This is a genomic window from Streptomyces sp. NPDC052043 (assembly GCF_044548235.1).
Lineage (GTDB): Bacteria > Actinomycetota > Actinomycetes > Streptomycetales > Streptomycetaceae > Streptomyces.
In genome coordinates this window covers 290,433-309,992 of record NZ_JBIUBT010000001.1, presented here as the reverse complement: position 1 = coordinate 309,992, position 19,560 = coordinate 290,433, and the positions used below count along the sequence as shown (strand labels likewise).

Sequence of the window (19,560 nt, the reverse complement as noted above, 5' to 3'; positions counted from 1 at the left end):
CCGCTACCCCATGTGCAGCCGGACGCTCCCGTCGCCCACGACCTCGACCCGCACCCGGGTCAGGTCGGGCACGACCGCGTCCGGCTGGTGGAACCCGGCCCGCGGGCCGACGCCGACCACCCGCATGCCCGCGGCGCGGCCCGCCGCGATCCCCGCTCCGGAGTCCTCGAAGACGACGCAGTCGGCGGGCGCGACGCCCAGTTCGGCGGCACCCTTCAGAAAGCCCTCGGGGTCGGGCTTGCTCGCCCCGACGGACTCGGCGGTGACGCGCACGTCGGGCAGGGGCAGGCCGGCGGCGGCCATCCGGGCCGTGGACAGGGCCACGTCGGCCGAGGTCACGAGCGCGTGCGGCACCTCGCGCAGCCCCGCGAGGAACTCCGCCGCCCCGGGGACCGGGATCACGCCGTCCATGTCCGAGGTCTCCTCGGCGAGCATGCGCGCGTTCTCGGCGAGGTTGCGCTCCACGGGCCGGTCCGGCAGCAGCAGCGCCATCGAGGCGTGCCCCTGACGACCGTGAACGACCTTCATCACCTCGTCACCGTCCAGCCCGTGGCGGTCGGCCCAGCGACGCCAGATCCGCTCGACCACGGCGTCGGAATTGACGAGGGTGCCGTCCATGTCCAGCAGGAGGGCGCGGGCGGTGAACACGGCGGTGGCCGTCATCGATGACTCCAAGACACGGCGAAGGGGGGCGTGGGACCACGCCTCCCCGAAGAAACAAGGCGGCCCCGTCCACCGGTCAGGGAAAGCGGACGGGAGCCACTTTGTTCCCCCACGGTACAAAACATCTCGGCATCCCGCCACCACACCTCCGTCACCGAGACGGGCGGGCGGGCAGGCAGGCAGGCAGGCGAGTAGGAAACGCAGGGGCGCCGCGCGCTACGCCACCGCCTCCCACAGGCTCCACGCCCCCAGGCCCGCCATCAACAACGCCGCCACCTTCGTGATCAACGCCAGCGGCACCCGCCGCATCAACGCCTTGCCCCCCACGATCCCGAGCCCCGCCACCGCCCAGAGCGCCAGCACCGCCCCCAGCCCCACCGACAGCGGATCGTCGTAACGGGCGGCGAGGTTCGCCGTCATGATCTGCGTGAGGTCACCGAACTCCGCGACCAGGATGAGCATGAACCCCGTCCCCGCGACCTTCCAGAAGGACTGGTCCTCGGGCCGCCGGACCTCTTCCTCGCCGTCGCCCTTCTTCAGCAGCAGCATGGCCGCGCCACCGAGGAACAGCACGCCCGTCAGCGCGTGCACGATCCGCTGCGGCAGAAGTGTCAGCACGCTGCCGGCCGCCACGGCCAGCACGACGTGCAGCAGAAACGCGGCGGCGACGCCGGCGAAGACGTACGAGGCCCGGTAACGCGTACCGAGGACGAGCCCCGCGAGCGCCGTCTTGTCCGGCAGCTCCGCGAGGAAGACGACGCCGAAGACGAGCGCCAGGACGCTGAAGGTGATCACTGTTCCTCAATCGGTCGGGGCCACCCCGCCGAGAGTGCTGCGACTGGTGCGACAAGACGCCTCGGCAGGGCAGCACACGGGTTCACCCCTGCCGTAGGGCACGGGCGTGCACTGCTCACCGAAGGTCTCGCTGGCCGGCCTCGCTCACGAGGCCCGCCTCCGGGCGCCGGCTCAGCCGAGCTGAGCAGTATGTCGACGGTCCGGCGAAGAGCTACTCCCCTTCCGCGCCGCCCATCGTACGCGACCGCCGGCGCGACCCGGCCGGCGCCGAGATCCACATCACAGCGAGCAGCGAGTCCCGTCGCACCTCTTGCCCTGTCATGCACACGTCACTAACTTCTCACCGCACACTCACCTGCTCGCAACGCTGCGCGGCGAGCATTCCCTCGCCTCCCCCCACTCACCCCCAACGCCCCACACCCCCCAAGGGAGTTCGCATGTCCCGCAGGTTCAAGCTCTACGCGCGTCAACGACTCAGCATAGTCGCGGCGATCACCGGACTCATCGCCGCCATAGGCCTGTTGAACGGCCCGACCGCCTCCGCGGCCCTCCCCACCCCGGTCACCGCCGCCACCGCGCGCACCTACCTCGCCTCGCTCACCGTCGCGACGCCGAACCACACCGGCTACGACCGCAACCTCTTCCCGCACTGGATCACCATCAGCGGCAAGTGCGACACCCGTGAGACGGTCCTCAAGCGGGACGGCTCGAACGTCGTCACCGACGCCAACTGCGCCGCCACCAGCGGCAACTGGACCTCCGCGTACGACGGCGCCACCACCACCAACTCCTCCAGCTTCGACATCGACCACCTCGTCCCGCTCTCCGAGGCCTGGGACTCCGGCGCGAGCAAGTGGACCACCGCCCAGCGCCAGGCGTTCGCCAACGACCTGACCCGCCCCCAGCTGATCGCGGTGTCGGCCAGCTCCAACCGGTCCAAGGGCGACAAGGACCCGGCGCAGTGGATGCCGACCCAGACGTCGTACCGCTGCACCTACGTCCGCGCCTGGGTGCAGGTGAAGTACTACTACAACCTCTCCGTCGACACGGCCGAGAAGACCGCGCTCCAGAACTACCTCGCCGCCTGCTGATCCCCCGGGCCCTTCCCACCGTCCTCAGCCGCCCCGTACGCCCCGTACGGGGCGGCTGAGGACGACCGGACCGACACGGGCCTCGGCAACCGCATGAGCCCCCGATGAAACTTCTGTCACACTTCCGGCGTACGCTGTATGGCTGTGCACAGGCCGCTCCTGCCGCTCCCGCGCGACACCGCGGCACGGTCCGCGGTCCACGGGGGTGACGGGGGGAGTTCTCGGTGCTGGAGAGTGTGGCGAGGGTGGGGACACTCACCGGCACTCCATGGATCTACGTCATGGTGGCCGCGTCCGTGTTGCTGGACGTGTTCCTGCCCGTGCTGCCCAGCGGCGTGCTGATAGTGACGGCCGCCACGGCGGCGGCCGCGGGCACCGGCGCGGCGGCCGGGCGCGTCCCGCAGAACGTGCCCGACATCCTGGCCCTGACCCTGTGCGCGGCGACGGCGTCCGTACTGGGCGACCTCGTCGCCTACCGTCTGGCCCGGCACGGCGGCGAGCGCCTGGACCGCGCGATCTCCCGCTCCCGGCGGCTGAGCAAGGCGCAGGAACGGCTCGGCGCGGCCCTGTCCCGCGGCGGAGGCGGCGCGCTGGTGGTCCTCGCCCGCTTCGCCCCGGCCGGCCGCTCGGTGGTCTCCTTCAGCGCCGGCGCGACCCACCGCCGGGTCCGCGAGTTCCTGCCCTGGTCCGCGCTGGCCGGCCTGTCCTGGGCCACCTACAGCGTGGCCCTCGGCTACTTCGGCACCCGCTGGCTGGGCGCCGCCTGGCTGGCGACCTGCGTGTCGGTGGCGGCGCTCTTCGCGGCGGGCGCGGGAGCGGCGTACCTGATGCGGCGGCCACCGAAGCCGGCGGAGGCGTCGTAGGAGAGCCCGCCGGCAGACACCACAGCCGCCGCTCACCTTCCCCCCGCAGCCCAGCCACCCGGGCGCCGCCCAGTCACCCGGCCGCCCTTCCCCCGCCGCCCAGTCCCCCAGTCGCCGCCGGGCCGTCACCCGGTCCTGCGCGCCGCCTGCCCCCGCACTTCCAGCCCCGCCAGCAACTCCTGCGTGGCCTGCGCGATCACGTCGACCGCCCGGTCGAAGACCTCCTGGTTGTGCGCGGCCGGCGCCCGGAACCCCGAGACCTTCCGCACGAACTGCAACGCGGCCGCCCTGATCTCCTCCTCGGACGCCTCCTCGGGCAGCACGGGCGGGCGCAGTGTCTTGATGCTCCGGCACATGCCCCCAGTGTCAGCACGCCCCGCACCCGCCGCGCAAGCGCCCCGCCGTACCGCCCTGAGACGGTACGGCGCCCGATCGCGGCGACCCGCACGCCACCGCGCGGAGGCGGCATGCCGCCGACGGTCCCCCCGGCACGGACCGTGCCCCGACCCCGGCATCCGCCGTTGCTCCTCAAGAGCCCTGCTCCAAAGCCGCCCCCGCCCCCAGAGCGAACTCGAACACATGAACCCCCCACATTGCGGTCGCCCCCTAAAATCGAACAGGCGTAGCATTGCCTCGTGGCTACGCCCTATGACTTCCCGAGTGACCTCCTCGCCGGTCAGGAGGAGCTGCACCAGGTCCGGGCCGAGCTGGCGGCCCTGCTCAAGCGGCTGCCCTGGTCGGTCGTGCCGCTGGACGGGTTCAGCGACGACAGCGGCTGGCGCAAGGTGGAACGGCCGGCCTCACCGGGTTGGACGCCCGACGAGCAGGCCGCCGTCGAAAAGCTCCGCCGCCGCGAACACGAACTCGCGGTGTTCGTCACCACCCACCGCTACTGGTCGGATCTTCCCGGCCCGGACGGCATCACCGCCCGCAGCCACCTGAAACACGCCCACAAGCCCCCGGACGACGAGGACGAGGCCTAGCGAGCCACAAAAGGCAAGGGCCCAGGTCTCCGGGTTCCAACCCGCCGACCTGGGCCCTGCTCACATCAACCAACCGGTGGGCGCGGACGGTTTCGAACCGCCGACATCCTGCTTGTAAGGCAGGCGCTCTACCGCTGAGCTACGCACCCGGGACCGTCGACAGCCTACATTGTCCGGGGCGTCCCCCTCCAAATCCGTAACACGGACAGACAGGAGGTCAGCCATCATTCCTGGAGACTGGGCGGGAGTACGTCCTGTTGCCAGGGCGTATGCCCAGCCGCGTGCCCCGAGCGGTGTTGAGCACGCTGGTCGCCCGCTTTCGCTCCGCGCCCGGGCGGCACGGATCGTGTCCGTGGTCCGGGAAAGCGGGGGCGGGTCTCCTCACGCCGACGAGTCTCCGGTCCGGCCTGGACGGTCCGATGCCCCGCACGATCTCCCTGGTCGTGCGGGGGCGGTGCCGCCCGTCGCCGGATCGGATACCCGAGGGCGCGCCGTCCGATCGCCACGGCTGCCGCGTCGTGGCGAGTCACCTGGCGAGCCGGAGTCGTCAGCGGCTGCCGCCAGTGCTGGGCACCCCACTGCGAGGTGTAGGCAGGGTCCACCGCGACGACGCCGACGTTCCACTCCGCTGCCATCAACACCAGTCGAGCCCTGAGCCTGGCAGTAGGGAAGCGGGAAATGAGGCGACGGAACGGCTTGTTGCGACCGTGCTTCTCTCGCGTCCTGCCGTCGGTGAAGTCGAGATCCTCGATCGCGATCGAGGAGGCCCCGGTGCGCCGGGTGTGGTGCAGCAGCCGCGTCAACGCATGCCGAATCTGGGCATCCCGGTGCTGGGCGCTGCCCGACAGGTCGTAGAAGAACCGCCGGGGCGCGCCGACCGGGTTTCCGTGCACGTCGAGGCGCCAGGCGGCAAGATGGTCGTTGTTCATGTCCACCACAACCACGCCGCGAGCCAGAGCAGCCTGCAACGGCACCACCGGAGCCGTGGCACGCTGCCAGGAAGCCGTCACGTACCAGCGGCCGCGCAGGACATCGAGGTGAATGCGGTAGGCCACCGCCCGGTCCGCAACGATCCGGTCCCGCCATTCCCCGGCCCGGTGGGTGAACGCCACTGCCACATCGAGCACGTACCGGCCGTGCGGGGCATTCGCCAGGTGGGCCAGGTCGGCCGGGAGCCTGATCGAGACTTCTCCGCTTTCGGTGACACGGATGGTCTCGTTGCCGCAGCGCTTGCCGGACTCCCCGTCTGCGGCAAGGAACATCCGGGCAGTCCGCCATCGCTCCTGCCAGGCTTGGTGCTTCAGCCCCGCCTCGTCCAGATGGTGGCGAAGCCGCGCGAGCCTCTTGCCGCCGCGCACTACGTGCACCCGGCCCGCCGACCATTCCGTCTGCAGAGCGGTGAGCCGGTCCTGGAGGACACGCAGACGGCGGGACTTGGCATGCCACTCCGCTCGGGTGGCATAGCCCCGCACCGCTCCGGTCCGTTTCTCTGCCTTCGCGCCCAGCGGGCGGGCCAGTCTGGCCTCGATCCGTGTGATCTGCCCCCGCAGCCATGCCATCTCGGCGGCCTGACCGCGCCGCGCCAACGCCCACTGATCGTGGGTCGCCTTGGTGATGCTCCCCGCCCAACGCGCCGACGAGGACTGGGGCAGCCCTCGTTTCCGCACCGCCCAAGAGGAGGCGTCGTGGCTCAGCCCCTGCCGGGATCGCGCCGCGAGATCCCGCGACGCCAGCGAGCCGAGAAACATGCCCACCTCGGTCAGTACCAAGGCATCTGTCGGCGACAGCCGCAGTCGTGACCGGATTGCCACACCGGCCGGCCCGGGTACCACGAACGGCGGTGTCGCCTTCCGCCGTCCATCCACCTCACCACCCCCGCCGGTCCCGAAGTCTCCTTCCTCGCACTCAACGAGCACCGACCGCAAAGGTCACCCTGTTCGACACGAGAACTCCTGACCTCTCCGGAGGTCAGCATCCGGACACCGACGGGTGCTAGCCCTACCCCGGGTCCGGTGGCGCACCGGATTCTCCGCGGTGGTGGTTCTTTCTACGGTTCTTACAGAGCCGTGGGGGCTCGTCGTCCGTTGTCAGGGGGAGATCGTCATGTCCCGTTCCGCGTCCGCTCGTGTCGCCGCAGTCGCCGGTGTCGTCGTGGCTCTGGTCGCCACGGCCACGGCCTGCGGGGGCTCCGCCGAGGACGACACCAGCCCCGAGCGGCGCTCCTTCGCCCTGCACGGAAGCACCCTGACCGTCGACTCGGACGACTCGGCGCTGGAGATCGTCGCGGCCGATTCGGCGAAGGCGGGGACCGTGGAGGTCACCCGCTGGTTCCAGGGGTCCGTGCTGATCGGGGACGATCCGAGGGTGACCTGGTCCATGAAGGACGACCGGCTGGTCCTGCGGATGAAGTGCTCGGGGTTCGTCGCCGACTGCTCGGCGAAGCACCGGATCGAGGTGCCGCGCGGGATCGCCGTGAAGGTCGAGGACCGCGACGGCAGCGTGCGGGCGCGCGGGTTCCAGGACGCGCTCAGCATCCGTACCGGCGACGGGTCCGTGCACGTCACCGACTCGACCGGGCCCCTGGAGCTGCGCTCCGGCGACGGGTCCGTACGGGCGGAGGTCTCCTCGCGCCGGGTGCGGGCCACCACCGGCGACGGCTCGGTCCGCCTCGAGTTGGACGCCGTGCCGGACCGGGTGGAGGCCGGCTCCGGGGACGGCTCCATCAGCATGGTGCTGCCGCGCGCCGCGTACCGGGTGACGACGAAGACCGACGACGGCTCGGTGGACGTCTCCGTGCCCCGGAACGACGCCAGCTCCCACGTGGTGTCCGCGACCACCGGCGACGGAAGGATCACAGTTCGTACGGTTGACTGACCGGCCCGTGTGTTCGTCCGCCGCGAATGGGAGAATGACCGCACGCATGGCGGACCACAGCACGGGAGAGGGACGTGACGGCGACACCGGCGACCCCCGCACAGCCGCATTCGCCGTATGCACGGCCCCGGCCTCGGAGCGCCTGTCCGGGCCCGGCGCGCAGCGCGCCCGCGCGTGACGTCCGTGACGTGCTCGTCCTGATGGGCCTGCCGGTGCTCGCCCTGCTCGCGCTGCCGGCCGCCTTCGCGGGCGGCGGCACCCGGCGCTGGTTCGGCGGTCGGGCCGAGACCCAGCGGGCCGAGGCGCAGGCCGCCAAGGACGCCGCCGCGGCCGCCTTCTACGAGCTGGACACCGCTCAGCGGGACCTGCGGATCTCGATCGAGACGATCACGGCCGTCGACGACTCTCCCGACGCCCGCCGCGCGATCGGCGAGTTCGAGGCGCTCGGCCGGCGTATCGACGAGGTCAGTCAGCGTTACATCCAGGCCGTCGACGCCCAGGACCTGGACCGCGACGACCTGGAGGCCTCGGTCGCCTCCCGGGCGCGCGTGGACCTGACCTCCGCCAAGGACGAACTGCTCAACGTCAAACGGGAGCTGGACCGTTTCGGCAGTGGCCTGGGGCCGTTGCTCGGGAAGGCCGAGACCCAACTGGCCCGTGTGGCGCCCGCGGTGGAGCGCGCCCGGCAGGCCCTGAGCGCCGCCGCCGGCGCGCTGGACGACGCCCGCGGCTCCGGGCTCCGGGCGGACGACCTGGCCGCCCGGCTCGCGGCGCTCTCCCCCGAGCTGACCAGGCTCAACCAGGGCGCGGGGCAGCACGGCGTGCAGCCGACGCTGGAGCGCGCCGAGCGGGTGGCGCGGGAGGCGGAGGCGATCCGGGCGGAGGCGGTGCGGCTGCCGGAACAGGCCGCCGAGATCGATCATCGGCTGGTGTCGCTGCGCACCCGGGCGCAGGCGTTGAGTACGCGCGCCGGACAGGTGGAGCCGGTGCTCAGCGAGCTGCGGCGGCGGTTCACGGCCGCCTGCTGGCAGGATCTGCAGCAGGTGCCGGATCAGGCCGCCGGGAATGTGCGGGAGGCGGAGGCGAAGCTCCGGGAGGCTCGGGCCGCGCGGGACGCCCAGCGCTGGCCGGAGGCGACCGCGCTGCTGTCGACGGTGCGGGCGCTGCTGAACACCACCGACGAGGCGGTGTCGGCCGCCGGGGACCGGCTGCGGCGGCTGAACGAGGTGCAGAAGGACCCGCAGGCGGAGATCGAGCGGACCCGGTTCGCGATCCGGGACGCGCAGCGGCTGGCGATGTCGGGCCGTACGACACCGGATCCGCGGCACGCCCGCCCGCTGGACGACTCGGTGGGCCGGCTGGAGCGGGCGGTGGCCACGCTGGAGGGCCGCCACCCCGACTACTGGCACTTCCTGACGGAGACCGAGGCGGTCCGGCAGGCGGTGGCCGCGGTGGTGGCCGGGATCCGCGAGGAGCGGGGAGCCGGCCGCTGACGGCCCGCTGCCCGCTCGCCGGGGGCACCGACCTGTTGTGCGGTGCCCCGCGCGAGAGCGGTGCCTCGGCGCAAAAGCGGTGCCCCCGCGCAGGGACCGGGCAGAAGTCCGGGACATGGGAAACACGAGGGGTCGTGTGTCCGGTCACGCCCGTTAGTCTGAGCGTATGCCTCGCTACGAATACCGCTGCCGGAGCTGCGGCGACACCTTCGAACTGAGTCGTCCGATGGCGGAGTCGTCCGCCCCGGCGAGCTGCCCCGCCGGCCACGACGACACGGTCAAGCTGCTGTCCACGGTCGCGGTGGGCGGCTCGGCGGCCGCCCCGGCACCCGCGCCGCGATCCGGTTCGGGCGGCGGCGGGTGCTGCGGCGGAGGCTGCTGCGGCTGACGTTCCTACCGGGGCGCCCGGGCCGCCTCGAGGAACTCCCGCACGATTCGCTCCCCGGCGAGCACCCCGCGCTCGGGCAGGGCGGCGACACCGGGTGCCGTCCAGCCGGTGTCGGCCAGTTCACCGTGTCCGGGCCGCCAGCCGCGGTCCACGGCGTGCAGCAGGTCGGCGTCCAGCAGCGAGTCGCCGGCGCCGAGGACGAGGTCGGCGCCGGTGCGGCGGGCGACCTCGCGGACGGCGGCGCTCTTGGTCAGCGGCTTGGGTACGGCGTAGAGCTTGCGGCCCTGGAGGGAGACCGTCCAGCCGCGGTCGGCCGCCCACGCGGCCAGCTCCTCGACCCAGCCCTCGGGCAGCAGTGCGCGCTCCACCACGAGGTAGGCGAACAGGTCCTCGGCGGCGCGGTGCTTGTGCACCCAGGCCGGGTCGGCGGTGCGCAGCAGGTGCTCCTGGATCTCCGCGAGCGGCGCGCACTCGTCGGCCAGCCGCCCGACCACGTGCCGGTGCCAGTCGTCGTCCGGCAGGCCGTCCACCAGCAGGTGGCCGCCGTTCGCGCAGACGGCGTACGTCGGGGCCGGGCCCGGCAGGTTGACGCGCAGGTACTGCTCGCGGGTGCGGGTCGTGGCGGGCACGAACAGTGCGGTGCCGGCGAGTTCGGTGAGCAGGTGGGCGGCCGTCTCGGTCAGGTACGACAACGGCCTGCTCTCGTACACCTCCACGCACAGCAGCCTGGGCGCCCGCACGTCGGGCATGGTCAGTGCCAGGGCGGCGGAGGAGTAGATGAGCGTACGGTCGAGATCGCTCGCCACCAGGACCGGCATCAGTGGGTCACCGCCCTGCCGTCGGCGCCAGTCGCGCCGCGCGTGTACCGGGGGTGGATCAACCCCACGCAGCTGTACGGCAGTTCGTCGATCTCCTCGACGGGGACCCCGCGCTGTTCGGCCAGCAGCCGTACGTGGTCCAGGTCGGCGCCGGCGCCGGCCCGCGCCAGGATCCTCCACGGCACCCGGCGCAGCAGCACGCGGGTGGTCTCGCCGACGCCGGGCTTGACCAGGTTGACGTCGTGGATGCCGTACTCCTCGCTGATGCGCTCGACGGCCGCCCAGCCCTCCCAGGTGGGGGTGCGCTCGGTGGACAGGAGTTCCTTGGCGGCCAAGTCGACGCGGTCCGCGACCTCGGGGAAGTACTGGGAGACGGCGTCGAGGAAGACGTTCGACACGTCGGCGCCGGCCAGTTCGCGGTAGAACTTCGCGCCGTGGAAGTCGTGCGGGCCGACCAGGTCCGCGCGCAGCACGGTTCGCGAGATCAGCCCGGACACGGTGGAGTTGAGGCAGGCGGAGGGTATGAGGAAGTCCTCCCGGGTGCCGTACGTCCGTACGCACGAGCCGGGGTCGGCCAGCACCGCGATCTCCGGGTCGAACCCGGTGACGCCTTCGCGCTCCTCGAACGTCCTGACCGCCTGGGCCAGTTCGCGGGTGATGGCGCCCTTGCCGGTCCAGCCGTCGACGAAGACGACGTCGCGGGGGTCGTGGTGGGCGGCGAGCCAGCGCAGCGCGTTGGTGTCGATGCCGCGGCCGCGCACGATGGACACGGCGTAGTGCGGCAGGTCCCGGCCGTGCCGGAACCGGGCCCAGCGGCGCATCAGTACGCCGACGGGGCTGCCGGCGCGGGCGAGTGAGACGAGCACGGGGCCGGAGCCGGGGCCGGGGTTGTCCTCCGGCCCGGCGGGGTTCCTCCGGCGCAGGGGGAGTTCGGCGAGGATCGTCTCGGTGACCACGCCGACGGCCTGGGCGATGCGCGCGGCGGAGGCCGTCAGGGCGGCGTGGAACAGCTCCTGGTACTGCTCGCTGGGCTGGTACTCCACCGGCAGCGACTCGGCGTAGTGCGCGCCGCCGCTCTGGATCGCCTCCTCGCGCTCCTCCGTGGGTGCCTCCAGCGTCGCGTCCGAGAGGTCCTGGAGCAGCCAGCCGACCTCGTCGGGCGCGTACGAGGAGAAGGCGGGGCCGCGCAGTGGCTCGGGCAGCATCGGGGGCCTTTCGGGGGCGTGCGGGGGCACGGGGAGGTGCGAGGGCACGACCGCGAGCAGGACGTGCGGGGTGTGCGCGGCGAGCCGGGCCAGCAGGCCGGTGGGCGCGTGCAGTTCGGGGGTGTCGGCGGCGGAGTCGACGACGGCGACCACGGCGTCGAAGCCGCCGCCCGCCACGTTGTAGGCGTAGCGCTCGCCGGGGCCGTCGGCCGGGTCGTCGTGCGCCGGGAAGACGAGCCGGGTGCGGATCGCGTACCCGGGGTCGTCCACGGCCAGGACGGGCGAGCGGGTGGTGGTGGAGTACCGCACCTCGGCCTCCACGACCTGCTCCACCTCCCGGGCCAGTCGCAGCGGCGCGTACATCAGCTCCTCGCAGCCGAGGACCAGTACCCGCCGCGCGCCCCGGGGCAGCGCCTCGGCGATCCGGGCGGCCATGGCGGGCAGCGCCCGCTCCAGCCGGTTCCGGTGCACCGGCGTGAATCCGTGCCGCCCCCCGTCGGGAACCCCTCGCGGCCACCGCAACTCGACCCGCCGGACCCGCCCCGAACCCCGCTGGCCCGGCACGACGGACGCCCCGCGGTACACGGCCCCCACCGCCCCGCGCCCGGCCGTGACCCCGCAGGGCTCCGCGGAGGCGGCCGAGGCCCCCGCACCGGCCACCGACTCCGACCCGTCGGGCACACCCACCGAGTCCGACCGGGAAGGCTCCGGCCCGCACTCCGCCGACGCGGGCGGGATCGCCCCCTCCGGGTCGCCGCACGCGACCGATTCCGGCTTCGGCTCCGTCTGCTGGGCTGCTTCGTGGCGGGCGACGAGTTCCTGGCCCCTGGCCAGGACGTCCGCGGGGAGGCGGACCGTGCCGGAGGCGGTGGTCACCAGGGACACCTCGGCGTCGATCCGGTCGGCGAACCGCCGCAGGCGGTCCGCGTCGGACGGGGCCCGCATGTCGACCAGCGCGACCACGACGTACCGCTTGCGCGGGTAGCGGGCGTGCAGGGCCTGAAGGGTGTTCAGGACCGTGTTGCCGGTGGAGAACTCGTCGTCCACCAGGACCAGCGGGCCGTCGGAGGCCAGCAGGGCGGGGTCCTCGGGCAGCAGGAGGTGGGAGGTGGCGTGCGAGTGGGACTCCTCGAAGCCGCCGGCCGTGGCGATGCCGGGGACCGGGCGGCGCGTGGAGTGCAGGTACGGTGCGGTGCCCAAGCCGTCCGCGACCGCGTGGCCGAGGCCCGTCGCGGTCTCCGCGTAGCCGAGGACGACCGCGCGGCCGGACCGCTCCGCGCCCAGTTGGTCCCGTACCCGGCGGCCCAGGGCGAACCCGTGGCCGTACACCACCGAGGGGGACTGCGGCACGTGCTTGCCGAGCACGTTGGACACGAGCAGGTGCGCCCGCTTGGGGTTGCGCCGCAGCGCGAGCCCCAGCAGGTCCGTCAGCCCGTCGTCGCCGACGAGTTCGACGCCGAGTCGCTCGGCGACCCAGGTGCCGGACCAGAGCCCGTCGTTCACTGGCTTGTTCATGCCTTCCTTGTGTGCCTTCGGCGGTGATGTGGTGCGGTCAGTCGAGGACCGCGGCGGCCAACAGTTCCACGAAGCCGACGTCCTCCCGCGCGACGCCGAAGACCTCGGCGCGCAGCAGGGTCCGCTGGGCCCAGGCGCGGTGTGGCTTCACCTCGTTCATCTTGTTCGTGTACGTCGACCTCAGCACGCCCCCGCCGCCGCGCTCGGGCCGCAGGATGTCCGCCGCGTCGCTGAACTCCTCGTGGCTGACCACCGACAGCGCGTGCACGGGCAGGACGTGGGAGGGGTGGATGCAGGTCTTGCCGAGCAGCCCGTTGGCGTGGTCCAGGGAGATCTCCCGCAGCAGCCCGTCCATCGCGTGCTCGATCAGCTTCTCGCGCAGCTCGACCGCCTGCACCTCCATGAAGGGGCTCTGCCGCAGCTGCGGTTTGAACATGCGCTCCTGCATCCGGAAGTACTCCCAGACCGGCCCGGTCACCGTGAACCCGGTGCCGTCGGCCCGGCCCAGCATGTTCACCACGTCGGCGATCACGGAGGCGACGACCTGGAGGTCGTAGGCCGTCATGTCGGGGGCCCTGCGCAGCCCGTAGGAGGAGCAGAAGTCCGTCACCCCGAGGCGCAGCGCGAGTACCCGGTCGCGGTGCTTGTCGACGGCGCGGAAGATCCCCTCCAGGGTCTCCACCCGTGACTCCCGGTAGAGCAGTTCGGGCGATTCGAGGACCGGCATGGCGAACAGCCGTCGTCCGCCGGCCGTCTCGGCGGTCTCGACCGCCTCCAGGAACGGGATGCCCCGCTCCGCGGTGAACTTCGGCAGCACGAACCCGGACAGCAGCCGCACGGCGGGCCCCAGACGCCGTACCAGGTCGGGGATCTGCTCGGGGGTGCGGACCCGGATGAACAGCAGCGGAAGCTCCGCGGAGCCGGGTGCCTGCGGGAGCGCTGCCAGTTCGGCGAACTGCGCGACGAGGTTCTCCTCGCCGTGTTCCACCTCGGCGTCGTCGATCGAGTCCTCCAGGCACAGCACCATCGAGACCACGCCACGGGCCGCCTGCTTGACGATGTCGCCGGCGAGCCGCGGCCGGGTGGCCGGGCTGTAGAGGGTGGCGCCCAGGGCCGCGGAGAGCGTCCGGGCCGGGGAGTCGGCGGTGAACTCGCCCGGCTCCCGGTGGAAGAGACGCTGCCGTGCCTCGGCGGCGAGGTGCCCGAAATGACGCATGAAGCTCCCCCCGTGGCGCGTCGAGCGGCCTGCGAAGACTGGTAAAAGGTGGCCGGTAATAGTACGTACGAATCCATGTCCGAGGTTCCCGCGGGGCATGAATTTCAGGTGACCCGGCTGTGTCCACGCCCCGTGTCCGGTGGCCGTGGCCACGCCCCGCGTTGTCGTGACCAGGACGGAGAAGGCAGGATGGCCGCATGACGCACGCGATGCTGAAGGGGTCGAACGTCCCGCTGGACGCCACCACGGTGCGGGCGGTGGTGCGTTGGACTCCCGGGCAGGGGATCCCGGACGTCGACGCCTCGGCGCTGATCCTGGGTCCCGGCGGCCGTGTGCGCTCCGACGAGGACTTCGTCTTCTACAACCAGCCGCGGCATCCGTCCGGGAAGGTCTGGCGGCTGGGCAAGAAGCGGGTCGCCGACGGTCTGGCGGACACGGTCCAGACGGACCTGGCCGGGCTCGAACCGGATGTGACCCGGATCCTGCTGGTCGCCTCGGCGGACGGCGTCGCCTTCGACGTCGTACAGGGGCTGCGCATCCTGCTGTACGACGCGACGGCCGCCGGTGAGGAACCGTTGGCCTACTTCGACATCACCCCGGAGACCGGCCAGGAGACGGCGCTGATCTGCGGTGAGCTGTACCGGCGCGGCGAGGGCTGGAAGTTCCGCGCGCTCGGTGAGGGCTATTCGAACGGTCTGAAGGGCCTCGCCACGGACTTCGGCATCTCGGTGGACGAGTCGGAGGAGGCGCAGGCCGTGCAGGGCGCCGCTCCGGCCGCGCAGCCGCTGCCGCCGGAGCAGCCCGTCGCGGTGCCTTCGGCGGCCCAGCCGGCGTACGGGTATCCGCAGCCGGCGTACGGCTACCCGCAGCAGCAGGTGGCGGCCCCGGCCGCGTCGGGGTACGGCTACCCCCAGCCGGTGGCGGCCGCGCCCGACCCGGAGTTCCGGCTGCCGCCGCAGGGACCGCAGTTCATCGGGCGGTAGGGCGGTACGGCGGACAGGGCCGAGCGGCGGTACGGCGGAGGGAGCCGGCCGAGGGGCGGCTCGCGCTACCGGTCCGCCTTGGACTTGTAGCCCCTGCCCCACTGGAGGCCCCAGCCGTACAGGCGGTCCAGTTCGGACTGGAAGCCGTAGACGAACTTGACCTCGCGGCGGACGACCAGTTCGCCCTTGACGTTCTCGATCAGGACCACCGCGCACGAACGCGCCTGCGGATGGCGTTCGTCGAGACCGATCTCGATGCGCGGGCCGTTGCTCGGGTACATCGTGACGATCGCGTGGGTGCGGTCGAAGGCGGGTGTCTGGTCGTAGATGTAGACGAAGACCAGCAGCCGTTTGATCTCGTCCCGGTGGTCGAGGTTGATGTACATGGTCTCGCCGGACCCTGAGCCGAACCGGTCGTCGCCGCTGAGTTTGACGTACGGCGGCGCGTTCACGTCGCCGAGGAAGCCGCCGAGGGGCTGTACGACGCCCTTGGTGCCGTCGGACAGCTCGTACATGCAGCCGAGGTCGAGGTCGACGTTGACCATGCTCTGGCTGTGCCCGAGCACCTCCGGCGGCTTGAGCGCCTTGAAGGGGTGCCGCAGCAGGCTCTGCCGGCGCGGACCGCCGAAGTCCGAGGTGCGCATCCGCCAGGTCAGGTTGATGCGCAGATGCCCGGTGGCCGCGCCCTGCTTGGTCAGCGACACATGGTGGTGCCGTTTGGTCAGCTCGATCGCGTTGGTCGAGGCGCTGCCCGAGTCGAAGTCGGCCGCGCGTCCTCCCCGCAGACCGTCGAAGAAGCCCATGTTCCTTTCCGCCCCCAGTTCACCCACCGGACCCACGCGTCGGGGCGGCCCCTAAGGACCGATTCGACCCGGTCCTCGTGGGCCGCCCCGCACAAGAGCGTTCCCTCACCCTCAGGGGTGTCACACCCCTGAGGAGACCTCGCTCTGCGCGTCCGTCCCCGCGGCGTTCGTCTCGGCCGCCGCCAGGGCGCGGTTGCGGCGCACCGAGGACCAGAAGGAGGCGGCGATCAGGACCACGCCGACCAGGCCGGTGATCACCTCGTTGATCTGGTACCGGATGGTGACCATGAGGATCACGGCCAGCGCGCCGATCGCGTAGTGCGCGCCGTGCTCCAGGTAGACGTAGTCGTCGAGGGTGCCCTGGCGGACCAGGTAGACCGTGAGCGAGCGGACGTACATGGCGCCGATGCCGAGGCCGAGGGCCATCAGGACGATGTCGTTGGTGATGGCGAAGGCGCCGATCACGCCGTCGAAGGAGAAGGACGCGTCGAGCACCTCGAGGTAGAGGAACATGAAGAACGCGGCCTTGCCGGCCAGGACGATCGCCGAGCGCTTCCTGCCGGTGCGCGCGGCCTCTTCCTCCTCCTCGTGCTCGTGTTCCTCCTCTGCCTCCAGCTTGTCCTCGAAGTAGCCGGACAGGCCGCCGACGACCATGTACGTGATCAGACCGGCGATGCCGGCGATCAGCACCGTCTGCGCCTTGTCGACGTGCGCGCCGCCGTGCTGGTGGGCGTGGGTGGCGAAGGTGAAGGAGGTGATGAGCAGCACGACCAGGGCGATGCAGACCGACAGCATGTCGATCCTGCCGAGCTTGGCGAGCGGCCGCTCGATCCATTGCAGCCACTTGATGTCCCGGTCCTCGAAGATGAAGTCCAGGAAGATCATCAGCAGGAACATGCCACCGAACGCGGCGATCGCCGGGTGGGCGTCCGTGACCAGTTGCTGGTACCGGTCCTTGTTGTTGAGCGCGAGGTCGACGGCCTCGACCGGGCCCATCTTGGCGCTGATCGCGACGATCACGACCGGGAAGAGCAGTCGCATGCCGAAGACCGCGATGAGCACGCCGACCGTGAGGAAGATCTTCTGCCAGAAGGCGTTCATCTTCTTCAGGATTCCGGCGTTGACGACCGCGTTGTCGAAGGACAGCGAGATCTCGAGGATGGACAGGATCGCCACGATCCCGAAGGCGGTCCACCCCCCGTACAAGACCGCCGCGGCCAGGCCGACCGCGGTCACCGCGAACGACCAGCCGAAGGTTTTCACGAGCACTGGCTACCCCATCCGTATCCGGTACGGGTCTCCCCCGTGCCGCACGTGGCTTTACGAAACGTTGACCCCGAAGTCTAGGGCGATTCCGCGCAGCCCCGACGCGTACCCCTGACCCACGGCACGGAACTTCCATTCGCCCTGGTAGCGGTAGAGCTCACCGAAGATCATGGCGGTTTCGGTGCTGGCGTCCTCGCTCAGGTCGTAGCGGGCGAGTTCGGTGCCGTCGGCCTGGTTGACGACGCGGATGAAGGCGTCCGAGACCTGGCCGAAGGTCTGGCCGCGCTCGTCGGCCATGTGGATGGAGACCGGGAAGACGATCTTCTCGCACTGCGGCGGCACCTTGGTGAGGTCCACCAGGATCGTCTCGTCGTCGCCCTCGCCCTCACCGGTGAGGTTGTCGCCGGTGTGCTCCACCGAGCCGTCCGGGCTCGTGAGCTGGTTGTAGAACACGAACCACTCGTCGCCCAGCACCCGGTTGGCGCCGGTGCACAGCAGCGCGCTGGCGTCGAGGTCGAAGGGCGCTCCGGTGGTGGAGCGTTCCTCCCAGCCGAGTCCGACCATGACGTTGGTCAGGTTCGGTGCGGCCTTGGAGAGGGAGACGTTGCCTCCCTTGGCGAGCGTGACGCCCATGATGCTGGTCCTCCCCGAGGTGGTGCCTGTGTGGTTGTCCTGCGCGTCCGGCGCCGCGCTGAAACGCGCGACGCCGGACGGTCGGGATGGGTGTTGAGCCGTGCGGGCCCGGGCTCAGACGTTCACGCCGAAGTCCTGCGCGATGCCGCGCAGGCCCGAGGCGTAGCCCTGGCCGATGGCGCGGAACTTCCACTCCGCGCCGTTGCGGTACAGCTCGCCGAAGACCATGGCCGTCTCGGTGGAGGCGTCCTCGCTCAGGTCGTACCGCGCGATCTCCTGGCCGCCGGCCTGGTTCACCACGCGGATGTACGCGTTGCGCACCTGCCCGAAGGACTGCTGGCGGTTCTCGGCGTCGTAGATCGAGACCGGGAAGACGATCTTGTCGACGTCGCCCGGGACACCGGCGAGGTTGACCTTGATCGTCTCGTCGTCGCCCTCGCCCTCACCGGTGAGGTTGTCACCGGTGTGCTCCACCGAGCCGTCCGGGCTCTTGAGGTTGTTGAAGAAGACGAAGTGCTGGTCGCTGGCCACCTTGCCGGAGTTGTTCAGCAGCAGCGCGCTGGCGTCGAGGTCGAAGTCGCTGCCGGTCGTGGTGCGGGCGTCCCAGCCCAGGCCGACGAGGACCGCGGTCAGGCCCGGGGCCTCCTTCGTCAGCGATACGTTGCCGCCCTTGCTGAGGCTGACTCCCACGAGTCCTCCATTGGTTTCCGGGGGCGGGGAGCCCCGTCGTGCATCGGATATGGGATCAACGACTCGATCCTAGTGACGGGTTCCCGCGCCACGCAGGCCCTGGAGCCGAAGAATCACCGGTGTCGGGGGCACCGGATCACAGGGTGTCGAGCGCCTTCACGTAGTCGTTCAGGTCGCGCGCGTCCGGCAGGCCGTTGACCACGGTCCAGCGCACGACGCCCTCCTTGTCGATGATGAAGGTGCCGCGCACCGCGCAGCCCTTCCCCTCGTCGAAGACGCCGTAGGCGCGCGAAGTGTTGCCGTGCGGCCAGAAATCGCTCAGCAGCGGGTACTCCAGGTCCTCCTGCTCGGCGAAGACGCGCAGGGTGTGGATGGAGTCGTTGGAGACGGCGAGCAGCTGGGTGTCGTCGTTGACGAACTTCGGCAGGTTGTCGCGCAGGGCGCACAGCTCGCCGGTGCACACGCCGGTGAAGGCGAACGGGTAGAAGAGCAGCACCACGTTCTTCTCGCCGCGGAAGTCGGACAGCTTCACGGTCCGGCCGTGGTTGTCCTTGAGCTCGAAGTCGGGGGCCTTGTCGCCGACCTGGATCGCCATCGTCGTGCTTCCCTTCGGTGGGACTGTTCGGGTGATACCACCCTACGCAGTGATCACCGCAGGCCGACGGACGGGCCGACACGAGTCGGCCCGTCCGTCGTCCGGGGACGAGGTGGAGCTACTTCTTGGACTTGGCCGCCTTGGGGGTCGCGAGCCGGCTGCCGCTCCAGTCCTTGCCGACGCTGACGCTCTTGCTCGCCGACAGACCCGCCGTGGTCGCGGCTTCCGAGATGTCGCTCGGCTCCACGTAGCCGGAACGGCCCGTCTTCGGCGTGAGGAGCAGGATCGCGCCACCCTCTTCGATGTACGTGGTGGCGTCCACCAGCGAATCCGTCAGGTCGCCGTCGTCGTCGCGGAACCACAGCACCACGGCGTCGGCCACGTCGTCGTACTCCTCGTCCACGAGTTCGCTGCCGGTCGCTTCCTCGATGGCCTCGCGGAGGTCCTGGTCGACGTCGTCGTCGTAGCCGATCTCCTGGACCACCTGCCCGGGCTGGAATCCCAGCCTGGCGGCCGGGTTAGTCCGCTCCTCCGCGTGGTCCGCGGTCGCGCTCACGGGTTGCCTCCTGATGATGTTGCGATTTAGGTCTTCAGCCACGCGCGTGCGCGAAGCATTGGCCGTAGTCCACACGGGCGGGCCGGATCGCGCAAGTACCCGGCGGTCCAGACCGCCGAAACGGTGACGA

20 protein-coding genes and 1 tRNA gene are annotated in these 19,560 nt (G+C 71.3%); 7 read left to right on the top strand and 14 right to left on the bottom strand.

From position 1 onward, the window contains the following. Positions 1-3: 3 nt before the first annotated feature. A complete protein-coding gene (locus tag ACIHCX_RS01370; protein ID WP_400025480.1) occupies positions 4-663 on the bottom strand; it encodes an HAD-IA family hydrolase in 660 nt (219 codons plus the stop codon). Positions 664-879: 216 nt separating this feature from the next. Further along, a complete protein-coding gene (locus tag ACIHCX_RS01365) occupies positions 880-1,458 on the bottom strand; it encodes a TMEM165/GDT1 family protein (RefSeq protein ID WP_400025478.1) in 579 nt (192 codons plus the stop codon). A gap of 437 nt (positions 1,459-1,895) precedes the next feature. Here ACIHCX_RS01365 and ACIHCX_RS01360 point away from each other — a divergent pair, with 437 nt between their 5' ends. Both ACIHCX_RS01360 and ACIHCX_RS01355 read left to right on the top strand, forming a co-directional pair. Next, positions 1,896-2,549, top strand: a complete 654-nt coding sequence (locus ACIHCX_RS01360) for an HNH endonuclease family protein (RefSeq protein WP_400025476.1) — start codon at positions 1,896-1,898, stop codon at positions 2,547-2,549. Between the two features lie 281 nt (positions 2,550-2,830). Then, on the top strand, positions 2,831-3,412 hold the full coding sequence (locus ACIHCX_RS01355; RefSeq protein ID WP_400026564.1) for a DedA family protein: 582 nt from the start codon (positions 2,831-2,833) through the stop codon (positions 3,410-3,412). 125 nt (positions 3,413-3,537) lie between these two features. On the opposite strand, the gene ACIHCX_RS01350 is transcribed toward ACIHCX_RS01355, so the two are convergent. Beyond that, the gene (locus tag ACIHCX_RS01350; protein WP_400025474.1) at positions 3,538-3,768 is read right to left on the bottom strand and encodes a DUF2277 domain-containing protein; all 231 of its coding nucleotides are present in this window, start codon (positions 3,766-3,768) and stop codon (positions 3,538-3,540) included. Between the two features lie 279 nt (positions 3,769-4,047). On the opposite strand from ACIHCX_RS01350, the gene ACIHCX_RS01345 reads away from it, so the two are divergent. Beyond that, a complete protein-coding gene (locus ACIHCX_RS01345) occupies positions 4,048-4,395 on the top strand; it encodes a hypothetical protein (RefSeq protein WP_400025472.1) in 348 nt (115 codons plus the stop codon). A gap of 77 nt (positions 4,396-4,472) precedes the next feature. Here ACIHCX_RS01345 and ACIHCX_RS01340 read toward each other — a convergent pair. Next, positions 4,473-4,544, bottom strand: a tRNA-Val gene (locus ACIHCX_RS01340). A 75-nt stretch (positions 4,545-4,619) separates the two neighbouring features. Beyond that, positions 4,620-6,143, bottom strand: coding sequence for an IS200/IS605 family accessory protein TnpB-related protein (locus ACIHCX_RS01335; RefSeq protein WP_400026562.1), 1,524 nt, complete (start codon positions 6,141-6,143; stop codon positions 4,620-4,622). 355 nt (positions 6,144-6,498) lie between these two features. On the opposite strand from ACIHCX_RS01335, the gene ACIHCX_RS01330 reads away from it, so the two are divergent. From ACIHCX_RS01330 to ACIHCX_RS01320, 3 genes are all read left to right on the top strand, one after another. Then, positions 6,499-7,269: a DUF4097 family beta strand repeat-containing protein gene (locus ACIHCX_RS01330; RefSeq protein WP_400025470.1), complete on the top strand. Its 771-nt coding sequence runs from the start codon at positions 6,499-6,501 to the stop codon at positions 7,267-7,269. A 74-nt stretch (positions 7,270-7,343) separates the two neighbouring features. After that, positions 7,344-8,762, top strand: a complete 1,419-nt coding sequence (locus tag ACIHCX_RS01325; protein WP_400025468.1) for a hypothetical protein — start codon at positions 7,344-7,346, stop codon at positions 8,760-8,762. A gap of 166 nt (positions 8,763-8,928) precedes the next feature. Beyond that, entirely contained in the window at positions 8,929-9,150 is a 222-nt protein-coding gene (locus ACIHCX_RS01320) for a zinc ribbon domain-containing protein (protein WP_100567009.1), read from the top strand. A gap of 5 nt (positions 9,151-9,155) precedes the next feature. On the opposite strand, the gene ACIHCX_RS01315 is transcribed toward ACIHCX_RS01320, so the two are convergent. The 3 genes from ACIHCX_RS01315 to ACIHCX_RS01305 are packed head-to-tail and all read right to left on the bottom strand — an operon-like array spanning position 9,156 to position 13,904. Further along, on the bottom strand, positions 9,156-9,968 hold the full coding sequence (locus tag ACIHCX_RS01315; RefSeq protein WP_400025466.1) for an HAD family hydrolase: 813 nt from the start codon (positions 9,966-9,968) through the stop codon (positions 9,156-9,158). Beyond that, a complete protein-coding gene (locus ACIHCX_RS01310; RefSeq protein ID WP_400025464.1) occupies positions 9,968-12,688 on the bottom strand; it encodes a phosphoribosyltransferase in 2,721 nt (906 codons plus the stop codon). Before ACIHCX_RS01310 ends, ACIHCX_RS01315 begins: the two co-directional genes overlap by 1 nt. A 37-nt stretch (positions 12,689-12,725) precedes the next feature. Next, positions 12,726-13,904 (bottom strand): HpcH/HpaI aldolase/citrate lyase family protein, encoded by a 1,179-nt coding sequence (locus tag ACIHCX_RS01305; protein WP_400025462.1) that lies wholly within the window; start codon positions 13,902-13,904, stop codon positions 12,726-12,728. Positions 13,905-14,101: 197 nt separating this feature from the next. On the opposite strand from ACIHCX_RS01305, the gene ACIHCX_RS01300 reads away from it, so the two are divergent. Beyond that, a complete protein-coding gene (locus tag ACIHCX_RS01300; RefSeq protein ID WP_400025460.1) occupies positions 14,102-14,887 on the top strand; it encodes a TerD family protein in 786 nt (261 codons plus the stop codon). A gap of 65 nt (positions 14,888-14,952) precedes the next feature. Here ACIHCX_RS01300 and ACIHCX_RS01295 read toward each other — a convergent pair whose 3' ends face one another. From ACIHCX_RS01295 to ACIHCX_RS01270, 6 genes are all read right to left on the bottom strand, one after another. After that, complete coding sequence (locus ACIHCX_RS01295) at positions 14,953-15,690, bottom strand: Tellurium resistance (RefSeq protein WP_400025458.1); 738 nt, start codon at positions 15,688-15,690, stop codon at positions 14,953-14,955. 120 nt (positions 15,691-15,810) lie between these two features. Continuing rightward, complete coding sequence (locus ACIHCX_RS01290; protein WP_400025457.1) at positions 15,811-16,959, bottom strand: DUF475 domain-containing protein; 1,149 nt, start codon at positions 16,957-16,959, stop codon at positions 15,811-15,813. A gap of 51 nt (positions 16,960-17,010) precedes the next feature. Then, entirely contained in the window at positions 17,011-17,589 is a 579-nt protein-coding gene (locus tag ACIHCX_RS01285) for a TerD family protein (RefSeq protein ID WP_400025456.1), read from the bottom strand. 114 nt (positions 17,590-17,703) lie between these two features. Further along, positions 17,704-18,279 (bottom strand): TerD family protein, encoded by a 576-nt coding sequence (locus ACIHCX_RS01280; RefSeq protein WP_400025454.1) that lies wholly within the window; start codon positions 18,277-18,279, stop codon positions 17,704-17,706. Positions 18,280-18,415: 136 nt separating this feature from the next. Beyond that, entirely contained in the window at positions 18,416-18,874 is a 459-nt protein-coding gene (locus ACIHCX_RS01275) for a peroxiredoxin (protein ID WP_400025452.1), read from the bottom strand. 118 nt (positions 18,875-18,992) lie between these two features. Next, positions 18,993-19,430, bottom strand: a complete 438-nt coding sequence (locus ACIHCX_RS01270; RefSeq protein ID WP_400025450.1) for a DUF3052 domain-containing protein — start codon at positions 19,428-19,430, stop codon at positions 18,993-18,995. Positions 19,431-19,560 lie beyond the last annotated feature (130 nt).

Coding starts and splice junctions, on each gene's coding strand:
- ACIHCX_RS01370 (WP_400025480.1), bottom strand. CDS start 663: ATGACGGCCACCGCCGTGTTCACCGCCCGCGCCCTCCTGCTGGACATG.
- ACIHCX_RS01360 (WP_400025476.1), top strand. CDS start 1,896: ATGTCCCGCAGGTTCAAGCTCTACGCGCGTCAACGACTCAGCATAGTC.
- ACIHCX_RS01355 (WP_400026564.1), top strand. CDS start 2,831: ATGGTGGCCGCGTCCGTGTTGCTGGACGTGTTCCTGCCCGTGCTGCCC.
- ACIHCX_RS01350 (WP_400025474.1), bottom strand. CDS start 3,768: ATGTGCCGGAGCATCAAGACACTGCGCCCGCCCGTGCTGCCCGAGGAG.
- ACIHCX_RS01335 (WP_400026562.1), bottom strand. CDS start 6,143: ATGTTTCTCGGCTCGCTGGCGTCGCGGGATCTCGCGGCGCGATCCCGG.
- ACIHCX_RS01330 (WP_400025470.1), top strand. CDS start 6,499: ATGTCCCGTTCCGCGTCCGCTCGTGTCGCCGCAGTCGCCGGTGTCGTC.
- ACIHCX_RS01320 (WP_100567009.1), top strand. CDS start 8,929: ATGCCTCGCTACGAATACCGCTGCCGGAGCTGCGGCGACACCTTCGAA.
- ACIHCX_RS01315 (WP_400025466.1), bottom strand. CDS start 9,968: ATGCCGGTCCTGGTGGCGAGCGATCTCGACCGTACGCTCATCTACTCC.
- ACIHCX_RS01310 (WP_400025464.1), bottom strand. CDS start 12,688: ATGAACAAGCCAGTGAACGACGGGCTCTGGTCCGGCACCTGGGTCGCC.
- ACIHCX_RS01305 (WP_400025462.1), bottom strand. CDS start 13,904: ATGCGTCATTTCGGGCACCTCGCCGCCGAGGCACGGCAGCGTCTCTTC.
- ACIHCX_RS01300 (WP_400025460.1), top strand. CDS start 14,102: ATGACGCACGCGATGCTGAAGGGGTCGAACGTCCCGCTGGACGCCACC.
- ACIHCX_RS01295 (WP_400025458.1), bottom strand. CDS start 15,690: ATGGGCTTCTTCGACGGTCTGCGGGGAGGACGCGCGGCCGACTTCGAC.
- ACIHCX_RS01285 (WP_400025456.1), bottom strand. CDS start 17,589: ATGGGCGTCACGCTCGCCAAGGGAGGCAACGTCTCCCTCTCCAAGGCC.
- ACIHCX_RS01275 (WP_400025452.1), bottom strand. CDS start 18,874: ATGGCGATCCAGGTCGGCGACAAGGCCCCCGACTTCGAGCTCAAGGAC.